Below are 23657 nucleotides of genomic sequence, written 5' to 3'. Positions count from 1 at the left end.
CTTTACTCTTTATTTCGCTGGGTGCTTTTCTTTGTAGTCAGCTACCGCCGCTTTAATGGCATCTTCAGCCAAGATAGAGCAGTGAATTTTTACTGGCGGTAAAGCCAACTCTTCTGCGATCAATGAATTCTTGATCTCAAGTGCTTGATCTAATGTCTTACCTTTAACCCACTCGGTTACTAGTGAAGAGGAGGCAATTGCAGAGCCGCATCCATAAGTCTTAAACTTAGCATCTTCAATTACACCTTGATCGTTCACGCGAATCTGTAACTTCATTACGTCGCCGCAGGCTGGAGCTCCAACCATACCAGTACCTACGCTGTCGTCGCCTTTTTCAAATGAGCCAACATTACGGGGATTTTCATAATGGTCGATGACCTTTTCGCTATATGCCATGGTATTTCCTCTTTAATTTCTTTATCTTTAAATATCTTTTAGTGTGCAGCCCATTGAATCGTGCTGATGTCGATTCCATCTTTATACATTTCCCAGAGCGGAGATAACTCACGCAACTTGGCAATCTTCTCTTTTACCAACTTGATAGTGAAGTCCACCTCTTCTTCAGTCGTAAAGCGACCCAAGGTAAAGCGTATGGAGCTATGTGCCAATTCATCGTTGCGACCCAAGGCACGCAATACATAAGAAGGTTCTAACGATGCTGAGGTACACGCTGAACCAGAGGAGATCGCCAAATCTTTGAGCGCCATCAACATAGACTCGCCTTCAACATAGTTAAAGCTAATGTTGAGGTTATGCGGAACACGATCATCCATGTCGCCGTTGACGTAGACTTCTTCAATATCTTTCAAGCCATTGAGTAAGCGGTCACGCAGTCCGCGAATACGCTTGTTCTCTTCGATCATTTCAACACGAGCAATACGGAAGGCTTCGCCCATACCAACGATTTGGTGAACCGCCAAGGTTCCAGAACGCATACCGCGCTCATGGCCACCGCCATGAATCTGCGCCTCAATACGAATACGTGGCTTACGACGCACAAACAAAGCGCCAATACCTTTAGGGCCATAAGTCTTATGAGCAGAAAAGCTCATCAAATCCACTTTGATCTTTTCTAGATCAATGTCCACTTTGCCAGTTGCTTGCGCTGCATCCACATGAAAAATCGCACCACGTGAACGGCACAACTCACCAATTGCAGGAATATCTTGCACCACACCGATTTCATTATTGACATACATCACTGAAGCCAAAATTGTGCCTGGCTTCATTGCAGCTTCAAGCTGCGCAAAATCAATCAGACCATTAGGCAATACATCTAAATAAGTCACTTCAAAACCTTCGCGCTCAAGTTCACGACAAGTATCTAAAGTCGCTTTGTGCTCGGTCTTGACGGTGATGATGTGATTACCGCGATCTTTGTAAAAATGTGCTGCGCCTTTTAATGCAAGATTAATACTTTCAGTAGCACCGCTTGTAAACACAATCTCTCTTGAATCAGCGTGTACTAATTGAGCAACCTCTGAACGCGCCCACTCAACCGCCTCTTCTGCAGCCCAGCCATAAGCATGACTACGGGATGCGGCGTTACCAAACTGCTCGCGCAAATAAGGCAACATTTTTTCAACCACACGCGGATCAATCGGCGTTGTAGCTGAATAGTCCATGTACACAGGGAAGTGCTTAGGGCTAAACATTGGAACCGGTTGCTTAGGAAGGTCTTGTGGTGCGTTCATGATTTATTTATAGGTAGGTAATACGTTATTAACTTTGGCGCGCCAAATTGAATACAGAATTCACTAATGGTGCTTTAGGTGCCACTTCTTTTTTAGCTGCAAGTGCTGTAGCAGGCTTATCTGCTTTAGAGCTTTCAACTTTAATTTTCTTTTGACGCATATCTTGAATCACAATGCCGCGCCCTTCTTGTTGATGAACCAAGTCTTTCAAGCTCACCGAACTCAGGTACTCAACCATTTTGGAATTGAGATTGCTCCAGAGATCATGCGTCATACAGCGACCATGATTTTCTTCATCGGTATGACAGTTACCTTTGCCACCACATTGGGTTGCATCGAGAGGTTCATCGACAGCAACAATAATGTCAGCCACACTCACCTCAGAGGACGGACGTGCCAAAGTGTAACCACCACCAGGACCACGTGTGCTCTCCACGATATTGAAACGGCGTAATTTGCCGAACAATTGCTCGAGGTAAGAAAGGGAAATCTTTTGTCTTTGGCTAATTCCGGCCAAAGTTACGGGGCCATGCGTTTCACGCAGGGCTAAATCAATCATTGCGGTTACTGCAAAACGACCTTTGGTTGTAAGTCTCATATGTCACCTTGGTAATGGATTGTTATGGACAGCTAACAGTCGGGCGGGTAATACCCGACCATTCCACTCAACTTTACCATATTCCCTATCAAATTGCTCGGGAATTATCCCAAAAAACCTCAATGCAAGCCAGGAATTGACTGCTCAATCTTTAGACAGAGTCCCTAGATCTGGCCCCAAAAGCCATTTCTTTAACCTTAGTGAGTCTATCCCTGGTGCTGGCAGCCTTTTCAAACTCCAAATTCTTGGCTTCAGCGTTCATTTGCTTCTCCAGGCGCTTAATTTCGGCCGCCAAGTCCTTCTCACCCATATCTTCATAATGAGCCCGCTCCTGCTCAACCTGCATCTCCTGACGCTTCTCTTTGACGTCATAGACACCATCAATAATGTCCTTAATGCGCTTTTTGACGCCCTTAGGCTCAATCCCATGAAGCTTATTGAAAGCAATTTGCTTGGTTCGCCGTCTTTCGGTCTCCCCCATGGCGCGTTTCATAGAGTCGGTAATCCGATCGGCATACAAAATCGCTTTGCCACGAACATTACGAGCAGCGCGACCAATAGTCTGTATCAGACTGCGCTCTGAACGTAAGAAGCCTTCTTTATCGGCATCCAAAATGGCCACTAGAGATACCTCAGGAATATCCAAACCTTCGCGCAATAAGTTAATGCCGACCAGCACATCAAAGACGCCCAAACGTAAGTCACGCAAAATTTCTACACGCTCGACTGTATCGATATCAGAGTGAACATAGCGCACCTTCACACCATTATCAGAAAGATAGTCTGTTAATTGCTCCGCCATTCGTTTAGTCAACACAGTCACTAGAACTCGCTCATGCACTTTGACGCGCGCATGAATTTGATCTAATAAATCATCGACCTGTGTACTTGCCGGCAATACTTCAATTTCTGGATCAACCAAACCAGTTGGTCTCGCCACTTGCTCGACCACCTGGCCTTGATGTGTTTTCTCATAATCAGCCGGTGTTGCAGAAACGAAAATAGTTTGACGCATCTTGGTTTCAAACTCAGTAAATTTGAGTGGGCGGTTATCCATCGCTGAGGGTAAGCGAAACCCAAATTCCACCAAAGTATGTTTACGAGATTTATCCCCGTTGTACATGGCGTTCAACTGCCCAATCAGAACATGGCTCTCATCCAGGAACATCAAGGCATCATTGGGCAAATAGTCCACTAGCGTCGGCGGGGCCTCGCCGGGAGCAGCTCCTGAAAGGTGGCGAGAGTAGTTCTCAATCCCTTTGCAGAAACCTAACTCATTGAGCATCTCTAAATCAAAACGAGTACGCTGCTCGAGACGTTGTGCCTCAACCAGTTTGCCATCCTTAACAAACTCATCTAAGCGAGTACGCAATTCTGTTTTGATAGTTTCGATTGCTTTCAAAACAGTTTCACGAGGTGTGACGTAATGTGAACTTGGGTACACAGTAAAGCGTGGAATCTTTTGACGAATCTTACCAGTGAGAGGGTCGAAGAACTGCAAACTCTCCACAACATCATCAAACAACTCTACCCTTACTGCCAACTCATTATGTTCAGCCGGGAAAATATCAATCGTGTCGCCACGCACTCGAAATACACCACGCTTGAAATCCGTTTCGTTGCGGTCGTATTGCATCGCAATGAGGCGCATTAAAATATCACGCTGACTCATCTTGTCACCAGGACGTAATGTCATCACCATGCTGTGATAGTCACCAGGATTACCAATGCCGTAAATTGCAGACACGGTCGCAACAATAATGACATCTCGACGCTCTAATAAACTCTTGGTTGCAGACAAACGCATCTGTTCGATGTGCTCGTTAATAGAGGAATCTTTTTCGATAAAGAGGTCGCGCTGAGGTACATAAGCCTCTGGCTGGTAGTAGTCGTAATAGCTGACGAAGTACTCAACGGCGTTTCTCGGGAAAAACTCCCTAAATTCACTATAAAGCTGGGCAGCGAGGGTCTTATTCGGGGCAAAAATGATGGCAGGACGGCCGGTTCTGGCGATGACATTAGCCATCGTGAAGGTCTTTCCAGACCCCGTAACCCCTAAAAGCGTCTGGAAGGTCAATCCATCCTGAATACCCTCAACCAGCGCATCAATGGCCTGGGGTTGGTCCCCAGCGGGTGAAAATGGCTGATAGAGCTGATAAGGGGAGTCGGGGAAGCTTACAAACTTGGTCGGATCGAGGTCGTGGCCTGCCTCACCCAAGGGATCTGCCACAGGGGTTTTTTGCACTTCTTTTACTTCAACTTTTAGACCAGTTTTGGGCAACTTAGGGGGCATCTCGGCTATCATTTCACCTGTGAGAGTTATTCACAGCGAATTTTGTACAAACAATGATTTTGCCGTTTTTCTTAGGAAATAGTTGATTCTGGCTTCAAAAACCGACAATTAAACTGAATATAACGTCAACAACAAACAAAACCACCCTTAATTAACCCTTAACCACCACTTTCGACCTCCAATGACCCTGTTTGCCTCAGTCCAACTAGCCCCTAAAGATCCTATTTTTGGCCTCACAGAAGCCTACGTTGCAGACCAACGTGCTGACAAAGTGAACTTAGGTGTTGGCGTGTATTACACAGACGAAGGCAAAGTTCCACTTCTAAAGGCAGTGATTAAAGCTGAAGAGGCGATTGTTGCAAAGCACTCACCACGTAGCTACATTCCAATCGAAGGTCCAAATCCATACAACAGTGCAGTGCAAAATTTATTGTTTGGCGCTGACTCCGCACTCATTAAAGAAGGTCGTGTTGTAACTGCCGAATGTCTTGGTGGTACCGGTGCACTGCGCGTTGGTGCGGATTTTATTAAGCGCCTGAACCTCAATGCGCCCTGCGCTATTAGTAACCCGACCTGGGAAAACCATCGCGGCATTTTTGAATCTGCTGGTTTTGATGTTGTCGAGTACACCTACTTTGATGGCAAAACACGTGGCGTAGATTTTGACGGCATGGTGAAGTCCTTAGAGTCTTTCCCAAAGAACACTACCGTGTTGTTGCACGCTTGTTGCCACAACCCAACCGGCGCGGATATTACTGAAGCGCAATGGCGCCAAGTGATTGACATCTGCAAGAACAAAGGCCTCATCCCCTTCTTGGATATGGCCTACCAAGGCTTTGCTGATGGGATTGAGAAAGACGGTATTGCCGTTCGTCTCTTTGCTGATTCAGGCATGTCTTTCTTTGTATCCAGTTCTTTCTCCAAATCATTCTCACTCTATGGTGAGCGTGTTGGTGCCCTGTCTATCGTGACTCAAAGCAAAGATGAATCGACTCGCGTGCTTTCACAATTGAAGCGTGTCATTCGCACTAATTATTCCAATCCTCCAACTCACGGCGCTGCCATTGCTGCTGCCGTTTTGAATTCACCAGAATTACGTAAGCTCTGGGAAGATGAGTTAGCAGAAATGCGTGACCGCATTAAAGCGATGCGTCATGGCCTGGTTGAAAAACTCGCCGCTGCTGGAGTAAAGCAAGATTTTGCTTTTATCGAGAAGCAGCGTGGCATGTTTTCTTACTCAGGCTTAACAGCTGAGCAAGTTGATCACTTACAGAAAGAGGATGGCATTTATGCTCTCTCGACTGGACGCATTTGTGTTGCAGCCCTCAATACCAAAAACATTGATAAAGTGGCTAAAGCAATCGCCCGCGTATTGGCGCAATAAGCGGATACACTGAATTACCGGAGGTACCATGCTATATCAGTTACATGAATTTCAAAAAGCCTTACTTCAACCAGTTAGTTCCTGGGCACGCGCTGCTTCAGAAGCTTTTATCAATGCTTCAAATCCCGCCTCCAAGGTTCCGGGATCGGATCGATTGGCTGCTAGTTATGAACTCCTCTATCGCCTAGGTAAGGATTACAAAAAACCGGAATTTGGCATTCGCTCTGTTAAAGCACATGGTCACGAAGTTGCGATTCATGAAAGAACGGTCATCTCAAAACCTTTCTGCAATCTAATTCGTTTTAAGCGCTTTTCTGATGATGTAGAAACCATCAAGAACCTCAAAGAAGATCCGGCTGTACTAGTAGTCGCTCCAATGTCTGGTCATCATGCCACTTTGTTGCGTGACACAGTGCGTACCCTCTTGCAAGACCATAAGGTTTACATCACCGATTGGATCGATGCTCGTTTGGTACCGGTAGAAGATGGTGAGTTTGGTCTTGATGACTATGTTCATTACGTGCAAGAATTCATTCGCACCATCGGTGCTAAAGACTTACATGTGATTTCCGTTTGCCAACCTACCGTTCCAACTTTAGGCGCAATTTCCTTAATGGCCTCTGCTGGTGAAGCTACTCCCGCATCCATGATCATGATGGGTGGTCCAATCGATGCACGTAAGTCACCAACCGCCGTTAATAATCTGGCAGATCAGAAATCATATGAGTGGTTTAAGAGCCACGTAATTTATAACGTGCCGCCTAACTATCCGGGCGCTGGCCGTAAAGTTTACCCAGGCTTCTTGCAACACACTGGCTTTATCGCCATGAATCCACAAAACCACCTGCAATCACATTGGGATTTCTTCCAAAACTTAGTACGCGGCGACGAACAAGATGCGGAATCCCATATTCGCTTTTACGATGAGTACAACGCAGTATTGGATTTGGACTCTAAGTTTTACCTTGACACTATTAAGACCGTTTTCCAAGACTACTCATTGCCAAACGGCACTTGGGAAGTTGCTGGCGAACTTGTTAAGCCACAAGATATTCAAAAGACTGCTCTCCTCACTATTGAAGGTGAGCTTGATGACATCTCTGGAAGTGGTCAAACACGTTCTGCACATGCTTTATGTGCCGGCATCCCAAAAGACAGTAAAGACCACTATGAAGTTGCCGGTGCTGGGCACTACGGTATCTTCGCTGGTCGCCGCTGGCGTGAGAAGGTTTACCCAAAGATTAAGACGTTCATTCGTGAGCATCAGAATACGAAGAAAACTGCTACACGGACTACCAAGTCTGCATAAATTAAGGGCTCTTCGGAGCCTTTAATTTTAAGAAGAATCCAACAAGCCTTTCCCATGAGCCAAGCAAATAACCTCATCGACCAACTTGAGGATATTCTTCCGCAAACCCAATGTACTAAATGCGGCTACCCAGACTGTCGTGGGTATGCCGAGGCAATGGCCTCTGGTGATGTGCTACCAAATCGCTGCCCGCCTGGTGGGGTTGAGGGTATTGAGCGCCTAAGTAAGGTGTTGATACCCATCTATCCCCAAGATGCCTTTGAGCTTCATCCCACTATCGATCTAGAGTGTGGCGTAGAACGCCCAAGGCCAGTAGCGTTTATTGATCCACAGAAATGCATTGGCTGCACTCTCTGCATTCAGGCATGCCCTGTTGATGCGATCGTTGGGGCCTCAAAACAAATGCATGTGGTTCTGGCTGAGTGGTGTACTGGTTGCGATCTCTGCATTCCACCGTGCCCTGTTGATTGCATTAGCATGATTGATGTCACCGGCAATAAAACTGGTTGGGATGCCTGGTCTCAAGACTTGGCAGACATCTCGCGTCAGCGTTATCACGATCGTGAAAAACGACTCGATAGAGAGCAAAAAGATAATGATGATCGCTTAGCCAGGAAAGCTGCGACTAAATTAGAGGCGGTCAATGCAGAAAGCCCATCATCAGCAGAAGAGCTTAAAGAGCAAGAACGTAAACGTGCCATCATTGCAGCAGCGATTGCACGAGCCCAACAAAAGAAATGATGAATCTAGAAAAGCGTCGTGCTTTTTTTGAGCAGCTCAAAGCCAACAATCCCAAACCAGAAACTGAGCTGGAATATAGCTCGCCATTTGAGCTGTTAATTGCGGTACTACTATCGGCACAAGCAACTGATGTCTCAGTGAATAAGGGAACGCGCAAGCTTTATAAGGTTGCCAATACCCCGCAAGCCCTTTTAGATCTTGGCTTAGATGGTGTTAGACCCTTTATTCAGCATATTGGCTTATTTAACTCCAAAGGCAAGCATATACAGGAAACATGTCGGCTTCTGCTTGAGAAGCATGGCGGAGAAGTTCCCCAAACCCGTGAAGAATTAGAAGCTCTACCCGGTGTAGGCAGAAAGACTGCGAATGTCATTCTGAATACTGCCTTTGGACAAATCGCCATGGCTGTTGATACCCACATTTTTAGAGTCTCTAATCGCACTGGCCTAGCACCCGGCAAAGATGTGGTGAAAGTGGAAGAGCAATTACTGAAGCGTGTACCAAAAGAATATCTATTGGATGCACATCATTGGCTTATTCTGCACGGTCGATATACTTGTAAAGCACGTAATCCAGATTGTGCGCAATGCATCGTGGAGCCTCTATGCGGCTTCAAACAAAAAACTGGCAAAGGAAAAGTTCGTGGCGATATTTAATCCAACCCGTGAAGAAGTGCGTCGCTTTTTCTGTGACACCTGGAAAAAAAAGACTGAGAATCAGATTCTTGATCCGATGGAGACGTTGGCCAGCGATTGGATGGTTGAGCATCCTGAATACCACGACCTACTTGCGGATCCAGAGGGCGCTCTAGGGCAGGATTACACGCCAGAGCGTGGTGAAACCAATCCCTTCCTACATCTATCAATGCACCTATCGATTAGCGAGCAGATCTCAATCAATCAGCCGACTGGCATTAAAGAGATCGCAGATAAACTCTCGCAAAAACTAGGTTCTATGCATGAAGCACAGCACGTCATGATGGAATGCCTAGGGCAAGTGATGTGGGAAGCACAGCGTGAAGGCCAGCCGCTTAACCCAGAGAAATATTTAGAAGCCCTGAAGAAATTGGCTTAATCCTCTTTCATATTGGCACGCTTCACTATTGGCTCTAGTCTTGCTTTCTCATCTGCGAGGAATTTAGTAAAAGCAGCCCTGGTTCCAGGTGATGGCTCAATACCCTGTGGCGTTAGGCGACTTTGAACAGCCGCAGTCTTCAGGCCTGCATTAATCGTTTGATTCATTTTCTCCAAAATAGCATCAGATGTGCCTTTGGGCGCAAAAACTCCAGCCCAGTGACCAATGAAAACTTCAGGATACCCCTGCTCTTTAGTTGTTGGAACATCAGGCAGGGCCGTAATTCTTTTATTCCAAGTGGAAGCAATTGCTTTTAATTTGCCGCCTTGGATTTGCGGAATTACTACAACACTTGCCTCTGAGGTTGCATCAACCTGATTGGAGATAACAGCCACCATTCCTTCGGAACCACTCTTATAAGGAATGATTTCATATTTACCGCCTGCTTTTACTTTCAACATCTCCGCTACGAAGTGTGGAGTACTCCCAGTACCAGCAGTTGAGAAGTTAAGTCCTTTGGGATCTTTGGCTAGAACTAGCAGATCCTTCATATTATTGATTTTGGAGTCTGCTGAAACAACAATAATGGATGGGCTTATAGCGAGCATCCCAACGGGCACTAAATCGCCTTCCTTATATGGCATGGATGACTTAATCATTGGGTTAGTAATAATTCCACCAGCACTAACAAAGAAGGTGTACCCATCTGGCGCACTCTTTGCCACAAAATCCGCACCCAATAGAGAGCCAGCACCTGGTTTGTTTTCCACAATAATAGGTTGACCCAATTGCTTTGAGGCAGCTTCAGCAACCACTCTGGCAACAGTATCGTTAGCGCCGCCAGGACCAAACCCAACAACAAATTTAATGGGGTGATTAGGCCAAGGGTCAGCAGCAAACACCGGTCCAAATGCTAAAGATAAAGATGCAATCAGAGCGGCTTTAGTAAAACACTTCATTTCTATGGTCCTTTTTATCCTACCAAGGTATTGCCGGCAAGGCTGGCTTTAATCCTGCTTTTTGAATGGTATCAACTGCTTTTGTTGATGCTAAAAATACTATGAGATCTTTTGATGCATCTAAATTTTGCGTGTTACTTGTAATACCCGCGGAAAATAGCACTGTCTTTTGAGCTTCTTGCGGTAGCTCACCTATAAAGTCAACACCAGGAATGGGGAGTAGCTCGCTGACTTGCTGAAAGCCCAAATCTGCATCACCCCTAGCTACAACTGAAGCGACCCTTTCGCTATATATCTTTCTTGCAGTTTTATTCATCTGCTCCGAAATCCCCATCTTCGGAAAAAGCTCGGTTGATAAATAAACACCGCTAGCGCTTGCGGAATACGCAACCGACTTTGCATTTAATAAAGCCAATTTCAATCCATTCATTGTGCTGATATCAGGCTTTGGTGCGCCCGCCTTTACTACCGCACCCATTACCGAAGCAACCAAATCAACTCGCGTCCCAGATCGAAGATCTCCGCTCTTAATAAACCCCTCCAAAGAGGGTGCAGCCAGGATTAATACATCAAACCGCTCACCTTTGGCTAATCTAGAAGGGATAGAGTCGGGTGCAGCGCCCATTGATGAGCCATAAGAAATAATGACTTTATTAGGAGATTGTTTTTCATACTCAGGGACTAACTGCTTTAACGCCTCAGCGAATGCTCCTGAGGTAATCACCTGAATATCTGCCGCATAAGAATAGTCAACCTGCAATATATTAGTTGCAAGTATTAAAAAGGCAAAAAATAGTTTACGCATCGAATCCCTAGGATATATTTGCAATTGCAGCCTTGATTGCGGTTGGCAATTCTTGAGCCTGTTTTCTTCTGGCCTCTAATACAGCTTCTTTTGTTTCTTGAGTTCTTTTGGACCAAGCCGATCCGGGGAAGAATACGTCATCCTTAAATCTAGGGATGACATGCCAATGAATATGCGGAACCATATTGCCTAAGGCGGCAATATTCACCTTGTCTGGATGCATGACGTGGCGTATTGCCTCTTCAACAGCGAATACTAGAACCATCAAATGCTCTCGCTCACCATGGGTAAGTTCCGTCATCTCAGCCACATGGCGATTCCAGATCACCCTGCAGAAACCAGGTAGGTCCGAGTCATTAACTAGGATGACTCGACAGTCATCGCCACGCCATATGAGTTGACCCTCTTCGGGCCTGAGTTCGTCTTTACAAAGTACGCAATTAGTCATCTGAAGAATGTAAACGAAAACGGCACCTAAGTCACCCTTGTGGGGTCATTTAGGTGCCGCGGCAGTATGGTGCTACTGCTTACAACGTACTACTTAGGGATTCTTAATGGAACTGCTCTTCTTCAGTAGAACCAGTCAATGCTGTTACAGAAGACTTACCACCTTGAATAACGGTAGTTACGTCGTCGAAGTAACCAGTACCAACTTCTTGCTGATGTGAAACGAATGTGTATCCACGGTCACGAGCAGCAAATTCTGGCTCTTGTACTTTCTCGATGTAAGCAGTCATACCGCGCTGCATGTAGTCTTGAGCCAAGTCGAACATGTTGTACCACATAGAGTGGATACCAGCCAATGTGATGAACTGATACTTGTAACCCATTGCGCCTAATTCACGTTGGAATTTAGCAATGGTTGCGTCGTCCAAGTTTTTCTTCCAGTTGAAAGATGGTGAGCAGTTGTAAGCCAACATTTTGCCTGGGAACTTTGCACGAATTGCTTCAGCAAACTGACGAGCAAACTCAAGGTCAGGGGTACCAGTCTCACACCAAACCATATCTGCGTAAGCAGCGTAAGCCAAACCACGTGAGATCGCTTGATCCAAGCCTTTACGTGTTTTGTAGAAGCCTTCTGGAGTGCGCTCGCCTGTCAAGAATGGCTTGTCATTTGCATCGTAGTCAGATGTCAACAAGTCAGCAGCTTCAGCATCGGTACGGGCCAAGATAATAGTAGAAACACCCATCACGTCAGCAGCCAAGCGTGCAGAAATCAACTTCTGGACTGACTCGGCAGTAGGCAACAATACTTTGCCGCCCAAGTGACCGCACTTCTTAACAGAAGACAATTGATCTTCAAAGTGAACGCCCGCAGCGCCCTGCTTGATCAAGGCTTTACTTAATTCAAATGCATTCAATACACCACCGAAACCAGCTTCAGCATCGGCAACGATTGGAGCGAAATACTCGATGTAACCTGCATCACCTTTGTTGATACCTTTAGCTGTTTGAATTTCATCAGCGCGTTGGAATGAGTTATTGATACGCTCAACCATCTTAGGAACTGAATCTACTGGATATAAAGATTGGTCAGGGTACATTGCTGCATAAGAGTTACCATCAGCAGCAACCTGCCAGCCTGACAAGTAAATAGCTTGTACGCCAGCTTTAACCTGCTGCATTGCTTGACCACCAGTCAAAGCACCCAAACAGTTAACGTAAGCTTCGTTATTTACCAATTCCCAAAGACGCTCAGCACCATGCTTAGCTAAAGTGTGCTCAATCTTCAACGAACCACGAAGACGTACTACGTCCTCAGCTGTATAGCCACGAGTAATACCTTTCCAGCGTGGATTGGTATCCCAGTCTTTTTGTAGTGCTGCGATTTCTGCTTTGCGATCTGCCATGTTTTTCTCCCTAAGTTAAACAAGTACTTCAAAATTTGAAGACCTTTAAGACCTATTCAAGTCTTATGTCTTATATAAGAGTTTAGACAGTTCAAAAAAGCAGGCAAGGGGAATTTGAGATATTTTTGAAAATATTTAGTTATTTAAATTCAATAACTTATATTTACATTTTTACTATGTGGAATAGTTATTCACTGCTTGGAATGAAAAGATCAACTGCTTACTGCACAGAATTTTACGCAGCGTAATGACATTTCATATTATGAAAAATATAGCTTCAGTGGGTTGGCGCAAAGAATTCGATTACGCAGTCCTTCATCAGGCGCATATGAGGCAAGACTTTCAAGTAGCTGCGCTACCGATGGCATAACACCCCAATTAGCAACATGCGGCCAATCAGAGCCCCATACACATCGTTCAGGTGCGGCATCAATTAATACTTGCGCATAAGGAACCACATCTTCATAAGGAGGCGCTTGATCAGTTAAACGATAGGCGCCGGACACTTTCACCCATGCCCGCTCTCGTACTAAATCAACAAGCGCTTTAAAGCCAGGCGAATCCAGACCAACAGAAGTTTTTAAGTAGCCCATATGATCAACCACAAGGGTAGACTTTAAGTTCTGCATGCGCGGCATCAGCGCTGGAAGATCATTTGCATCTAACAAAAATTGAATATGCCAACCCCAATCCCTTGCTAGAGCATCACACTCCTCAAGCTTCGAAATATCTAAGCCGCCTCCAGAGAACATAAGGTTCATGCGAATGCCAACTACACCAGCATCCCTCATCTTTTGATAATAAGAATCTACTTGACCAAGTAGCGGCACAGCAACCCCACGCAAGCGTTGCGGATGATTTCTTAACGCCTTTAGCATTGGCTCATTATCTTGGCCATTCACGCTAACCTGAATCAGTACGCCGTAGGTCATGCCAACCTCATCAAGCATTCGAATGTATTGCTCCTCGGTTGCCTCTGGAGAAGTGTAGGAACGATCAGGCACAAAACTGGCCGCACTAATGACATGCGCATGTGTATCCACTGCGCCAATAGGCATCTGAAAAGGAAAAGGACCACCCTGATGATCGGGCGGTCCTGGGCAAAACGGAATTTCTTTTTGTGACACAGATAAGCCGTTAGTTAGCCTTCAATTCGCGCCCCTTGGTTTCAGGAAGAATTACTGCAGCTATAAAGAAAACACCATAAGCAATCACAGCAAAGATCGCAATCGCCATAGCCAATCCATATTGAGCTGAGAAATAACCAACCAAAGCAGGGAATAAAGCACCAATACCGCGGCCAAAGTTATAGCAAAAGCCCTGACCGGATCCACGCAAACGAGTTGGGAAGAGTTCAGTCAAGAATGCGCCCATGCCCGAGAAATAACCGCTAGCAAAAAAACCGAGGGGGAAGCCAAGCCACATCATCATCTCATTCGTAATTTCTAACTGGGTGTATGCCAAGACTAAAACAATTGCGCCCAGCGAGAAAGTCATAAAGAGTTTCCGACGGCCAAAGCGGTCAGCCATCCAAGCGCCAACCAGGTAACCAACAAAGCTGCCAACAATCAGGAATGCCAAGTAACCGGTAGAGCCAACGACTGTTAATTTACGCTCAGCCTTTAGGAAGGTTGGCACCCAAGTTGTAATTGCGTAATAACCGCCTTGCGCACCCATGGTCAACAAAGAAGCCAAGATGGTAGTTTTCAAGATGCCCGGTTTGAAAATTTCAAAGATTGATGGTGAGTCACCAGCTGCCGCAACTTTTTCACGAGCAATCTTCGCAATCTCAGGCTCCTCTACATTACGACGGATGTAGAGCAGGAGTAATGCTGGGAAAAAGCCCACAACAAACATTGCGCGCCATGCCATATCAGCAGGGAGCAAGCTAAACATAATGGCCTGCAGAAGCACAGCAGCACCCCAACCTACCGCCCAAGCGGATTGCACACTACCTACAGCGCGGCCACGATATTCAGCGCGAATCGTTTCACCCATCAATACAGCACCAGCAGCCCACTCACCCCCGAAACCAAAACCCAAGAGTGCGCGAGCAATCATGAGCTGATTAAAGTCTTGTGTGAATGCACAAATCAAACTGAAGCTAGAGAACCAAAGAATCGTGAACTGAAGCGTGCGTACGCGACCGATACGATCAGCTAAATAACCTGCAAACCATCCACCAAATGCAGAAGCCAATAAAGTACCCGTTACCGCAAGACCAGCCATGCCCCGATCGACCTGCCATACTGCAATAATGGTTCCAATCACCAAGGGGTAAATCATGAAGTCCATGCCGTCTAATGCCCAGCCTAAGAAACAACCCCAAAAAGTTTTCTTTTCTTTGGGGCTCATGACCTTATAAAAACCAGTCAGACTGGTATCCGGTTGTTGACTCATTTTGTCTCCTTTATTTTTTAGGCTTTAAATTAATGAATGAGTAATATCTTTATAACCCAATTATTCCTGCTAAAGCACATACTAGAGAAAACCCCTAACACTCCATCATGATGCATTGCACACTAATTGGCGACCACAGCATATTGATTGATTTCTCTAAATCATCAGATGCCTTAAAAGATATTCATGAGCTAAGCAAGCTACTGTTGGCCAACAAACCCTTATGGGCCGCTGAAATCGTTCCTGGCCTAGATTCGCTGGTCATCCAATTGCAATATACGCATGAAGGACCAAATCTAACGCGTCAACAAGCATTTGCAGAACTAGAGAAAATTCAGCATCAGTTAGCAAAACAAAAGAAGCGCTCAACTTATCCGGCTAAGATTCATCGGATTCAAGTTTGTTATCACCCGGATGTCGCACTAGATCTACACGCCATTGCTAAGGCCTGCCAATTGTCTATTGAAGAGACAATTCATCTTCACAAGAAAAATCTTTATACGGCAGATATTCTGGGCTTTATGCCTGGGTTTGCATACTTTAGTGGCCTTGACCCTAAGTTGCGCCTACCTCGCCTATCCTCTCCTCGGCCAGCAGTACCTAAAGGTAGCGTTGCGATTGCAGAATTACAAACTGCAATTTACCCTCGAACCACGCCAGGCGGATGGAATCTTATTGGTCGCTCACCCAATCAAATGTTTGACATCCAAAATCAACCACCAGGATTATTTATGGCTGGAGATCAAATGCAGATTGAAGAAATTACATTGGATGAGTTTTACAAACAAGATCAAAAGAACGCTCACCAAGAAATTATTCACGCATTAGATAAGGTTAATAACAAAGCATCTATTGAAGTATTACAGTCTGGAACCTTTAGTACTATTCAAGATGAGCCAAGATCCGGCCTTTCTCATTGGGCGGTTGGTCCTGGCGGAGCCTGCGACTTATCATCTCTTCATCTAGCGAATGCTTTAGTAGGCAACTCAATGGACATGGCCGCTATAGAGATGACCTCCAGCGGTCCAAGCCTTCTCTTTCATCAAGCAACTTGTGTAGCATGGGTCGGCGCACACTGTGACGGCATTGTTGATGATCAACGCATCCCAGGCAATCGACCCGTATGGTTGGCAAAAGGCAGCGTGCTCAAATTTTCGCCACTTAATCCCGGGTTTCGAGCGCTATTAGCCATTGGTGGCGGGCTGCAGTTACCTAAAATATTAGGCTCCTCAGGCTCACATATCAGTGCTGATATTGGACCAAAACGTCTTGAAAAGGGGCAGCTCTTATCGCTCATCAACCCCCAATCGCCTTTGCAATCACCTTTCTTAAAGTCACTCCTTAAAGGAGATGCTCTGCCATCTTTCGCAAAATGGCATATCAAGTCACCTTTCACGCCTTTAGCAACAATCACTCCAATCTATTGCTTGGCAGGGCCTCACCTATCCTTTTTATCCATTAAAGAGCGAGAGTTATTTTGGTTGACCGTTTGGACCGTGAGCAACCAAAGCAATCGCATGGGTCTCCGTCTACAAGGTGAGTTCAAGGTCAAAAAGAATTTACCCAATATTCCATCACAAGCAATTACGTTTGGAACTGTACAATACCCGCCCTCACATGAGCCTATTGTGATGCTTGCAGAGCATCAAACTACTGGCGGATACCCGCGCTTAGCCGAAGTCATTTATTCCGACCTCATTAAATTGGCACAAGTTAAACCGGGCTCAAAAATACGATTCATTCCGATAGATATTGAAGAGGCAGACCGTTTAAATGCGGAAGCGTTAAAGTTACAAGAATCAACAATCAACTCAATTCAAACAATTATTCAAACCAGTGGAAATTCGTAATGGATATTAATAGCGATATGGGCGAAGGCTTTGGCGCCTGGGAAATGGGCAACGATGCATTATTGCTTGACTACATTACATCGACCAACATTGCCTGTGGGTGGCACGCTGGCGATCCAGCACGTATGAAAAAGTTGGTTGAAATGGCAAGCAAAAAAGGGGTTCATATTGGCGCACATCCAGGCCTTCCAGATCTAGAAGGGTTTGGGCGACGTGAGATGGCTGTATCCGAAGAGGATGCCTACAACTACGTTCTTTACCAAGCTGGCGCATTAAAAGCTTTTGTGAATGCAATCGGAAAGAAGCTACATCATGTCAAACCGCATGGAGCCCTATATAACCAGGCAGCTAAAGACATCAAACTCGCACGAGGTATCGCACAGGCTGTAAAAGATTTGGGATCCGAAGTTATTTTGTACGGCCTTGCGGGAAGCTGCCTGATCGATGCCGCCAAAGAGCTAAATGTTCCGGCATGGCAAGAGGTATTCGCGGATCGCAAATACACCAAAGAAGGCTTTCTGGTCCCGCGCACTCAAGCGGGTGCGGTAATTGAAGATGAAACAGAAGCCCTTAATCAAGTGATTAGCATGTCAAAAAATGGTAAGGTCATCGCGATTGATGGTAATGAAATCGAAATTCAGACCGACACCTTATGCATTCATGGCGATAATCCGCATGCGGTTGAATTTGCAAAAAGGATTAAAGCAGCTTTATCTTAAGCTGCCTGCCGGCTCTTTGAGGTTACTGTAAAGACGGTTGGAATAATCATGAGCTGGAATACGACGATTCCAAGAAATAGCGCCTTCGGCAATCCAGCATCCATGAAAAAACCGAAAATGAATGGACCAACTGCGGCGCCCAAATCAATTCCCGAATACACGATTCCATAAACCCGTCCAGCTACGCCTTGTGGGGTTGCCTTTTTAACCAATAAATCTCGTGAAGGCGCAACCACTCCATAACCAAAACCTAGTGCAAAGAAAATAATAGGTATCAAGTCAGTTGACATGATTCCAGTCGCCAGCAGCAAGCACATCACTACCGTAATAGACAAACAGGTAGAGACTATTCTTTCCGGAGCCCGTAACTTAGCAGCCAAATAGCCACCAAATAAAACCCCTCCAGCGCTACCTAGCGCCAAAAGGGTAATGTAATAACTACCGATATTGATTGGAATCTCATAAATACCAAATAGCGCACTTGGAGCAAAGGATTGCAAGCTGGAAGTAGATGCCATACTAAAGAAAAAGAATGCCCAACATAACCATACTGCCGGCAACTTTAAGAATGCAAAAGGACTCTCATGAGCGCTACCGAAGTTTGCAGCCTGAGCACTCGCATGTCGCTCCTTGACATTGTCAATCAGCTGGCTTTTATTAAGCCAGAGGACCAATAGAATCAAAGCCTCAAGAACTCCTGCCAACATAAACGCAACACGCCAATCTGCAAGTTGCGCAATGCCCACAATAAAGGCGGGCGCGGCAGCCCATCCCAGATATCCAGTCACACCATGCATAGAGTAGGCGTAAGGTAGATTTGGCGGAGATACTTTGTGATTAATCAATGTGTAATCGACTGGATGAAAAATACCGTTGCCGCATCCAGCAATAACAGCCCCTAATAAGAGCATGGCATACCCATTGCTTTGGGAGTAAATCAATGCCGCAAGGACTAATAATCCAACGCCACAAAATAAAACTGGCCTCGCCCCAATGCGATCAACTAAAAATCCTGAGCCTGCTTGAGCTACACATGAAACCACAAAAAAGACTGACATGAGTAAACCGAGTTCGGCATAGCTCAATGCAAAAGCATCCCTCAACCATGGGAACATGGGAGGTAGAATTAAATGAAAGAAATGAGAGCTGCCGTGAGCTAGGCTAATGAGACCAATAACCCGGACATCACTGGCACGCCTACTAAGCGCAACAGTCATGTACCGAGTGTACTGGCGCAGGAATATTCCTGCTGAACTACGTATTTGTTACTTAGGATTACTTAATGGACCTGACGGCTAAAGCTAAACTCACCTGATTTATCCACATCGACAGGCACCACATCCATGGGTCCGAACTTACCTTCCAAAATCATCTTGGAAACTGGGTTCTCAATATGCTGCTGAATCGCGCGCTTCAGAGGCCTTGCTCCAAAGACTGGATCAAAGCCCACTTCGGCAATCTTATTCAAAGCGGCATCACTAACCTCAAGCTGCATATCCACTTTTGCCAAACGATCCGATAAGTTCTTGAGCAAGATCTTGGCGATACTGGCGATATTGCCTTTGTCCAAACCATGGAACACTACGATTTCGTCAATACGATTTAAAAACTCAGGGCGGAAATGATTCTTCAACTCCTCAAATACCGCTTCTTTAATTTCCGCTTGCTTCTTATCAACCATCGACTGAATTAAATGCGATCCAATATTGCTGGTCATTACGATGACAGTGTTCTTAAAGTCCACAGTACGACCTTGGCCATCAGTTAGACGACCATCATCCAGAACCTGCAAGAGAACGTTAAATACATCTGGGTGAGCTTTCTCGATTTCATCAAACAAGATCACGCTATATGGATGACGACGGACTTGCTCAGTTAAATAACCGCCCTCTTCGTAACCAACATACCCTGGAGGCGCACCAATTAAACGTGCCACGCTATGTTTCTCCATAAACTCACTCATATCAATGCGAATCAGATGATCTTCGCTATCAAACAAGAAGCCAGCCAGGGCTTTGCAGAGCTCAGTCTTACCAACACCGGTAGGCCCAAGGAATAAGAAGGATCCATAAGGACGATTCTCTTCAGCCAAACCAGCGCGGGAACGACGAATAGCATCCGATACTGCGCGAATGGCCTCTTCTTGACCAACCACACGCTTATGCAGCAGCTCCTCCATCTTGAGCAACTTATCGCGCTCACCTTGCATCATCTTCGATACTGGAATACCCGTCGCACGAGAAACTACTTCCGCAATTTCTTCTGCGCCAACTTGAGTGCGAAGTAACCTGTTCTTCAATACGCCATCTTTGTCACCCTTAGCTTCCGCCGCAGCAGCAGACTTCAACTTAGCCTCTAGCTCAGGCAACTTCCCATATTGCAACTCCGCAACCTTTTCTAACTTACCATCGCGTTGCAACTTTGCAATATCTACCCTTACTTTTTCAATTTCCTCTTTCAGCTGAGCTGCGCCCAATACAGCACCCTTCTCTGCCTTCCAAACCTCTTCTAAATCAGCATACTCAGCACCCAGACGTTTAATTTCATCCTCAATGAGACCTAAGCGTTTTTGCGAAGCATCATCCTTCTCCTTCTTAACAGCTTCGCGCTCAATCTTTAATTGAATCAAACGACGCTCCAGCCTATCCATCACTTCAGGCTTGGAATCAATCTCCATCCGAATACGCGAACCCGCTTCGTCAATTAGGTCGATCGCCTTATCTGGCAAGAAACGATCTGTAATGTAGCGATGCGATAACTCAGCAGCCGCAACAATCGCTGGATCAGTAATTTCAATGCCATGATGTAGTTCATAGCGCTCCTTAAGACCTCGCAAGATGGCAATAGTAGCCTCAACGGTAGGCTCTTCCACCATCACTTTTTGGAAACGACGCTCCAGCGCAGGATCCTTTTCGATGTACTTACGATATTCATCCAAGGTAGTTGCGCCGATACAATGCAATTCACCACGAGCTAATGCGGGTTTGAGCATATTGCCGGCATCCATCGCGCCCTCCCCCTTGCCTGCACCAACCATCGTGTGAATCTCATCGATAAAGATGATGGTTTGACCTTCATCTTTAGCGACATCGCTAAGAACAGCCTTCAGGCGCTCCTCAAATTCACCTCGGTACTTGGCACCAGCCAATAACAAGGCCATATCCAAGACCAAGACACGCTTATTTTTCAAAGTCTCAGGAACTTCGCCATTGACGATGCGCTGCGCCAAGCCTTCAACGATAGCAGTCTTACCCACGCCAGGCTCACCAATGAGTACAGGATTGTTCTTACCGCGACGTTGCAAAATTTGAATGGTGCGACGAATCTCATCGTCACGCCCAATGACTGGATCGAGCTTACCCATACGAGCACGCTCAGTTAAATCCACTGTGTATTTCTTTAAGGCTTCACGTTGGCCTTCAGCATCTGCACTATTCACTGATTCTCCTCCGCGCACTAAATCAATAGCCGCTTCTAACGATTTACGATTTAATCCATTTTCACGAGCCACTTTACCGAACTCACCCTTGTCATCAGCCACCACTAGCAAGAACAATTCGCCAGCAATAAATTGATCATTGCGCTTATTGGCCTCTTTTTCACATAGGTTGAGCCAATTACTTAAATCACGACCGACTTGCACTTCTCCGCTGGTACCCTGCACTTCGGGGAGATTGCTGATGATTTTCTCTACGCCTTTTTCAAGCCCAGGGACATTGACCCCTGCTCGAGTCAATAAACTCTTGGCGCCACCATCAGAATCTCGCAACATCGCCAACAGCAGATGGGCTGGCTCGATGTATTGATTGTCTTTAGCTAAAGCAACACTTTGGGCCTCACTTAAGGCCTCTTGAAATTTGGTTGTTAATTTATCTATTCTCATTTTTTGTACCCAATCAACTCCATCTATATCTATCTATAGAATATAAGGGCAATATTAATAATTTCAAGCATCTACCCCACTTTTAACCCTAATTTTTCCTATTTTGACCTGGCTTGTTTACCTCCTTGAATGCGCTGACGGCACCTACTATGCCGGCATTACTAACCGCATAGAGCATCGCTTAGAGGCCCACAATTCAGGGCAAGGCGCTCGCTATACAAGAGCGCGCAGACCAGTTGTACTCTTAGCCACTCAAGAGCACCCTAATCGATCTGAGGCATCGAAAGCCGAGCTTCGCCTAAAGAGCTTGCCGCGATCCCAAAAGCTGACTTTCTTTCAGAATTAGAAGTACTCATTGGCCATATGAGGTTAACCAAATTTGTGCATGACAAGTAAGTCAACCGTATGCATGAGCCCTACAATATAGGCATAAAAAACCAATTATTGAACTGGAGACTAATCATGCAACCAAAATGGGGAACTCGAGGAATGGCGGTCGCGCCACACTCCTTGGCATCAGAATCAGCCTTAGCTGTTTTACGAGAAGGCGGAAACGCCTTAGAGGCAATGATTGCTGCTGCAGCAACTATTGCTGTGGTCTACCCCCATATGAACTCGATAGGTGGAGACTCTTTCTGGGTTGTTCATTCTCCTGGCAAAGAAATGGGTGGAATTGATGCTTGTGGCGCAGCTGCTGGTTTAGCGACAAAGCAATGGTACGCAGAACGCGGCATCGCCAAAGCAATCCCCTTTCGTGGCGCAGTAGCGGCTAATACAGTTGCCGGAACCATATCCGGTTGGGGCGCAGCACACAAGCTATCAAAACAGGGGTTAGGCGGCAAACTACCGCTGTCCCGTCTGCTGGCTGATGCGATTCACTATGCAGAAGCTGGTACGCCAGTTACCTTCAGCCAATCAAGCCTTACAGAAAAGAAGCGTAAGGAACTCAGCCCTATTCCTGGCTTTGCAGAGACTTTTTTGGTGGATGGCAAAGCGCCGACTGTTGGCAGCATCTTTAAGCAAGAACGTCTCGCAAAAACCTTGCGCCAGATTGCCAAAAAAGGAACTGATGACTATTACCGCGGTGAACTGGCTGAATCATTAGCTAAAGAACTCGCAGAGTTAGGAAGTCCACTGAGATTAGATGACTTGCACCGTCACAAGGCAAAACTCATAGACCCTCTTGAGCTAAAACATAGCATGGGTAATGTTTACAACATGACACCACCTACACAAGGCGTTGTCTCATTGATGATCATCGGCATCTTGGATCAATTGAACTTAAAACGCTTCAAAGTGGATAGTCCAGAATACGTTCATCACTGCGTTGAAGCCACCAAGCAAGCATTTAAGATACGCGATCAGTTTGTAACAGATCCTGCATATATGACAGAGAATGCGCAAACCTTCTTATCGCCCGCATTCCTGAAAAAGCTAGCCAAGAATATCGATCCGCAGAAAGCGCTTCCATGGGGCCAGGGTAAAGGTCCTGCAGATACTATTTGGATGGGTGTCATTGACGGTGATGGTAATTGCGTTTCTTTCATTCAAAGCATCTACCATGAGTTTGGCGCAGGCATTGTGCTTCCTACCTCAGGTGTCAACTGGCAAAACCGTGGTTGCAGCTTTTCTCTTGATCCAAACACACTCAATCACCTTGAGCCGTATCGTAAGCCTTTTCACACTCTTAACCCAGCGATGGCTTTATTTAAAGATGGTCGCTCAATGGTTTATGGAACGATGGGTGGTGATGGTCAACCACAAACCCAGTGCGCAGTATTTACTCGTACAGCAACTTATGGCCTTGACCCACAGGATGCTATTAGTCGCCCACGCTGGTTACTCGGTCGCACCTGGGGACAAACGAGTGATAGCTTAAAACTAGAATCACGCTTTGGTCCAGAAGTCGCAAAAGAACTTCATGCCTTAGGCCATGAAATTGAAATGCTAGACGCCTTTGATGAAACCGTTGGTCATGCGGGTTGCATTATTCGTGATCCGTCTGGAATATTGAAAGGGGGATGGGACCCTAGAAGCGATGGAGCTGTGAGCGCTTTCTAATACCTCTCAATGCAGTAACAATTAGACGACATTAAAA

Annotated in this window: 21 protein-coding genes; 9 read left to right on the top strand and 12 right to left on the bottom strand. The window is 45.9% G+C overall.

Annotation, left to right across the window (positions count from 1 at the left end):
- Positions 1–9: 9 nt before the first annotated feature.
- From iscU to uvrB, 4 genes are all read right to left on the bottom strand, one after another.
- The gene (gene iscU / locus VC188_RS04400; protein WP_068322308.1) at positions 10–396 is read right to left on the bottom strand and encodes a Fe-S cluster assembly scaffold IscU; all 387 of its coding nucleotides are present in this window, start codon (positions 394–396) and stop codon (positions 10–12) included.
- 38 nt (positions 397–434) lie between these two features.
- Positions 435–1694, bottom strand: a complete 1260-nt coding sequence (locus VC188_RS04395) for an IscS subfamily cysteine desulfurase (RefSeq protein ID WP_371816838.1) — start codon at positions 1692–1694, stop codon at positions 435–437.
- Between the two features lie 28 nt (positions 1695–1722).
- Positions 1723–2292 carry a Fe-S cluster assembly transcription factor gene (locus tag VC188_RS04390; RefSeq protein WP_215321639.1) on the bottom strand — a complete coding sequence of 190 codons (570 nt, stop codon included), beginning with the start codon at positions 2290–2292 and terminating at the stop codon, positions 1723–1725.
- A 151-nt stretch (positions 2293–2443) separates the two neighbouring features.
- The gene (gene uvrB, locus VC188_RS04385; protein ID WP_323483155.1) at positions 2444–4597 is read right to left on the bottom strand and encodes an excinuclease ABC subunit UvrB; all 2154 of its coding nucleotides are present in this window, start codon (positions 4595–4597) and stop codon (positions 2444–2446) included.
- 169 nt (positions 4598–4766) lie between these two features.
- Here uvrB and VC188_RS04380 point away from each other — a divergent pair, with 169 nt between their 5' ends.
- The 5 genes from VC188_RS04380 to VC188_RS04360 are packed head-to-tail and all read left to right on the top strand — an operon-like array spanning position 4767 to position 9093.
- On the top strand, positions 4767–5969 hold the full coding sequence (locus tag VC188_RS04380; protein WP_323483154.1) for an amino acid aminotransferase: 1203 nt from the start codon (positions 4767–4769) through the stop codon (positions 5967–5969).
- Between the two features lie 28 nt (positions 5970–5997).
- Positions 5998–7278 carry a polyhydroxyalkanoate depolymerase gene (locus VC188_RS04375; protein ID WP_323483153.1) on the top strand — a complete coding sequence of 427 codons (1281 nt, stop codon included), beginning with the start codon at positions 5998–6000 and terminating at the stop codon, positions 7276–7278.
- A 54-nt stretch (positions 7279–7332) separates the two neighbouring features.
- Positions 7333–8019, top strand: a complete 687-nt coding sequence (rsxB, locus tag VC188_RS04370; protein ID WP_323483152.1) for an electron transport complex subunit RsxB — start codon at positions 7333–7335, stop codon at positions 8017–8019.
- On the top strand, positions 8019–8675 hold the full coding sequence (nth, locus tag VC188_RS04365; protein ID WP_323483174.1) for an endonuclease III: 657 nt from the start codon (positions 8019–8021) through the stop codon (positions 8673–8675). The genes rsxB and nth overlap by 1 nt, the downstream gene beginning before the upstream one ends.
- Positions 8668–9093 carry a DUF1841 family protein gene (locus VC188_RS04360; RefSeq protein WP_323483173.1) on the top strand — a complete coding sequence of 142 codons (426 nt, stop codon included), beginning with the start codon at positions 8668–8670 and terminating at the stop codon, positions 9091–9093. Before nth ends, VC188_RS04360 begins: the two co-directional genes overlap by 8 nt.
- Here the strand turns inward: VC188_RS04360 and VC188_RS04355 are convergent.
- From VC188_RS04355 to VC188_RS04330, 6 genes are all read right to left on the bottom strand, one after another.
- Entirely contained in the window at positions 9090–10052 is a 963-nt protein-coding gene (locus VC188_RS04355) for a tripartite tricarboxylate transporter substrate binding protein (protein WP_323483151.1), read from the bottom strand. The genes VC188_RS04360 and VC188_RS04355 overlap by 4 nt on opposite strands.
- A gap of 19 nt (positions 10053–10071) precedes the next feature.
- Positions 10072–10857 (bottom strand): substrate-binding domain-containing protein, encoded by a 786-nt coding sequence (locus tag VC188_RS04350; protein ID WP_323483150.1) that lies wholly within the window; start codon positions 10855–10857, stop codon positions 10072–10074.
- A 7-nt stretch (positions 10858–10864) separates the two neighbouring features.
- Positions 10865–11305 carry an HIT family protein gene (locus tag VC188_RS04345; RefSeq protein ID WP_323483149.1) on the bottom strand — a complete coding sequence of 147 codons (441 nt, stop codon included), beginning with the start codon at positions 11303–11305 and terminating at the stop codon, positions 10865–10867.
- A 103-nt stretch (positions 11306–11408) separates the two neighbouring features.
- The gene (gene aceA / locus VC188_RS04340) at positions 11409–12707 is read right to left on the bottom strand and encodes an isocitrate lyase (RefSeq protein WP_072583092.1); all 1299 of its coding nucleotides are present in this window, start codon (positions 12705–12707) and stop codon (positions 11409–11411) included.
- Between the two features lie 260 nt (positions 12708–12967).
- Positions 12968–13834 carry an amidohydrolase family protein gene (locus VC188_RS04335; protein ID WP_323483148.1) on the bottom strand — a complete coding sequence of 289 codons (867 nt, stop codon included), beginning with the start codon at positions 13832–13834 and terminating at the stop codon, positions 12968–12970.
- Positions 13835–13844: 10 nt separating this feature from the next.
- Positions 13845–15107, bottom strand: a complete 1263-nt coding sequence (locus tag VC188_RS04330) for an MFS transporter (protein WP_215321631.1) — start codon at positions 15105–15107, stop codon at positions 13845–13847.
- A 107-nt stretch (positions 15108–15214) separates the two neighbouring features.
- On the opposite strand from VC188_RS04330, the gene VC188_RS04325 reads away from it, so the two are divergent.
- Both VC188_RS04325 and VC188_RS04320 read left to right on the top strand, forming a co-directional pair.
- Positions 15215–16957 (top strand): urea amidolyase family protein, encoded by a 1743-nt coding sequence (locus VC188_RS04325; RefSeq protein WP_323483147.1) that lies wholly within the window; start codon positions 15215–15217, stop codon positions 16955–16957.
- Positions 16957–17676: a 5-oxoprolinase subunit PxpA gene (locus VC188_RS04320; RefSeq protein ID WP_215321629.1), complete on the top strand. Its 720-nt coding sequence runs from the start codon at positions 16957–16959 to the stop codon at positions 17674–17676. The genes VC188_RS04325 and VC188_RS04320 overlap by 1 nt, the downstream gene beginning before the upstream one ends.
- On the opposite strand, the gene VC188_RS04315 is transcribed toward VC188_RS04320, so the two are convergent.
- Positions 17673–18893, bottom strand: a complete 1221-nt coding sequence (locus VC188_RS04315; protein WP_323483146.1) for an MFS transporter — start codon at positions 18891–18893, stop codon at positions 17673–17675. The two genes, VC188_RS04320 and VC188_RS04315, sit on opposite strands and share 4 nt — an antisense overlap.
- A 62-nt stretch (positions 18894–18955) precedes the next feature.
- Positions 18956–21559, bottom strand: coding sequence for an ATP-dependent chaperone ClpB (clpB, locus tag VC188_RS04310; RefSeq protein ID WP_323483145.1), 2604 nt, complete (start codon positions 21557–21559; stop codon positions 18956–18958).
- A 103-nt stretch (positions 21560–21662) separates the two neighbouring features.
- On the opposite strand from clpB, the gene VC188_RS04305 reads away from it, so the two are divergent.
- Both VC188_RS04305 and ggt read left to right on the top strand, forming a co-directional pair.
- On the top strand, positions 21663–21905 hold the full coding sequence (locus tag VC188_RS04305; RefSeq protein WP_323483144.1) for a GIY-YIG nuclease family protein: 243 nt from the start codon (positions 21663–21665) through the stop codon (positions 21903–21905).
- Positions 21906–22021: 116 nt separating this feature from the next.
- Positions 22022–23620: a gamma-glutamyltransferase gene (ggt, locus tag VC188_RS04300; RefSeq protein ID WP_323483143.1), complete on the top strand. Its 1599-nt coding sequence runs from the start codon at positions 22022–22024 to the stop codon at positions 23618–23620.
- Positions 23621–23657 lie beyond the last annotated feature (37 nt).

The organism is Polynucleobacter sp. MG-28-Ekke-A2, assembly GCF_035012985.1.
In the GTDB taxonomy this organism is placed as follows: domain Bacteria; phylum Pseudomonadota; class Gammaproteobacteria; order Burkholderiales; family Burkholderiaceae; genus Polynucleobacter.
This window is presented reverse-complemented; position numbering and strand designations above follow the sequence as displayed.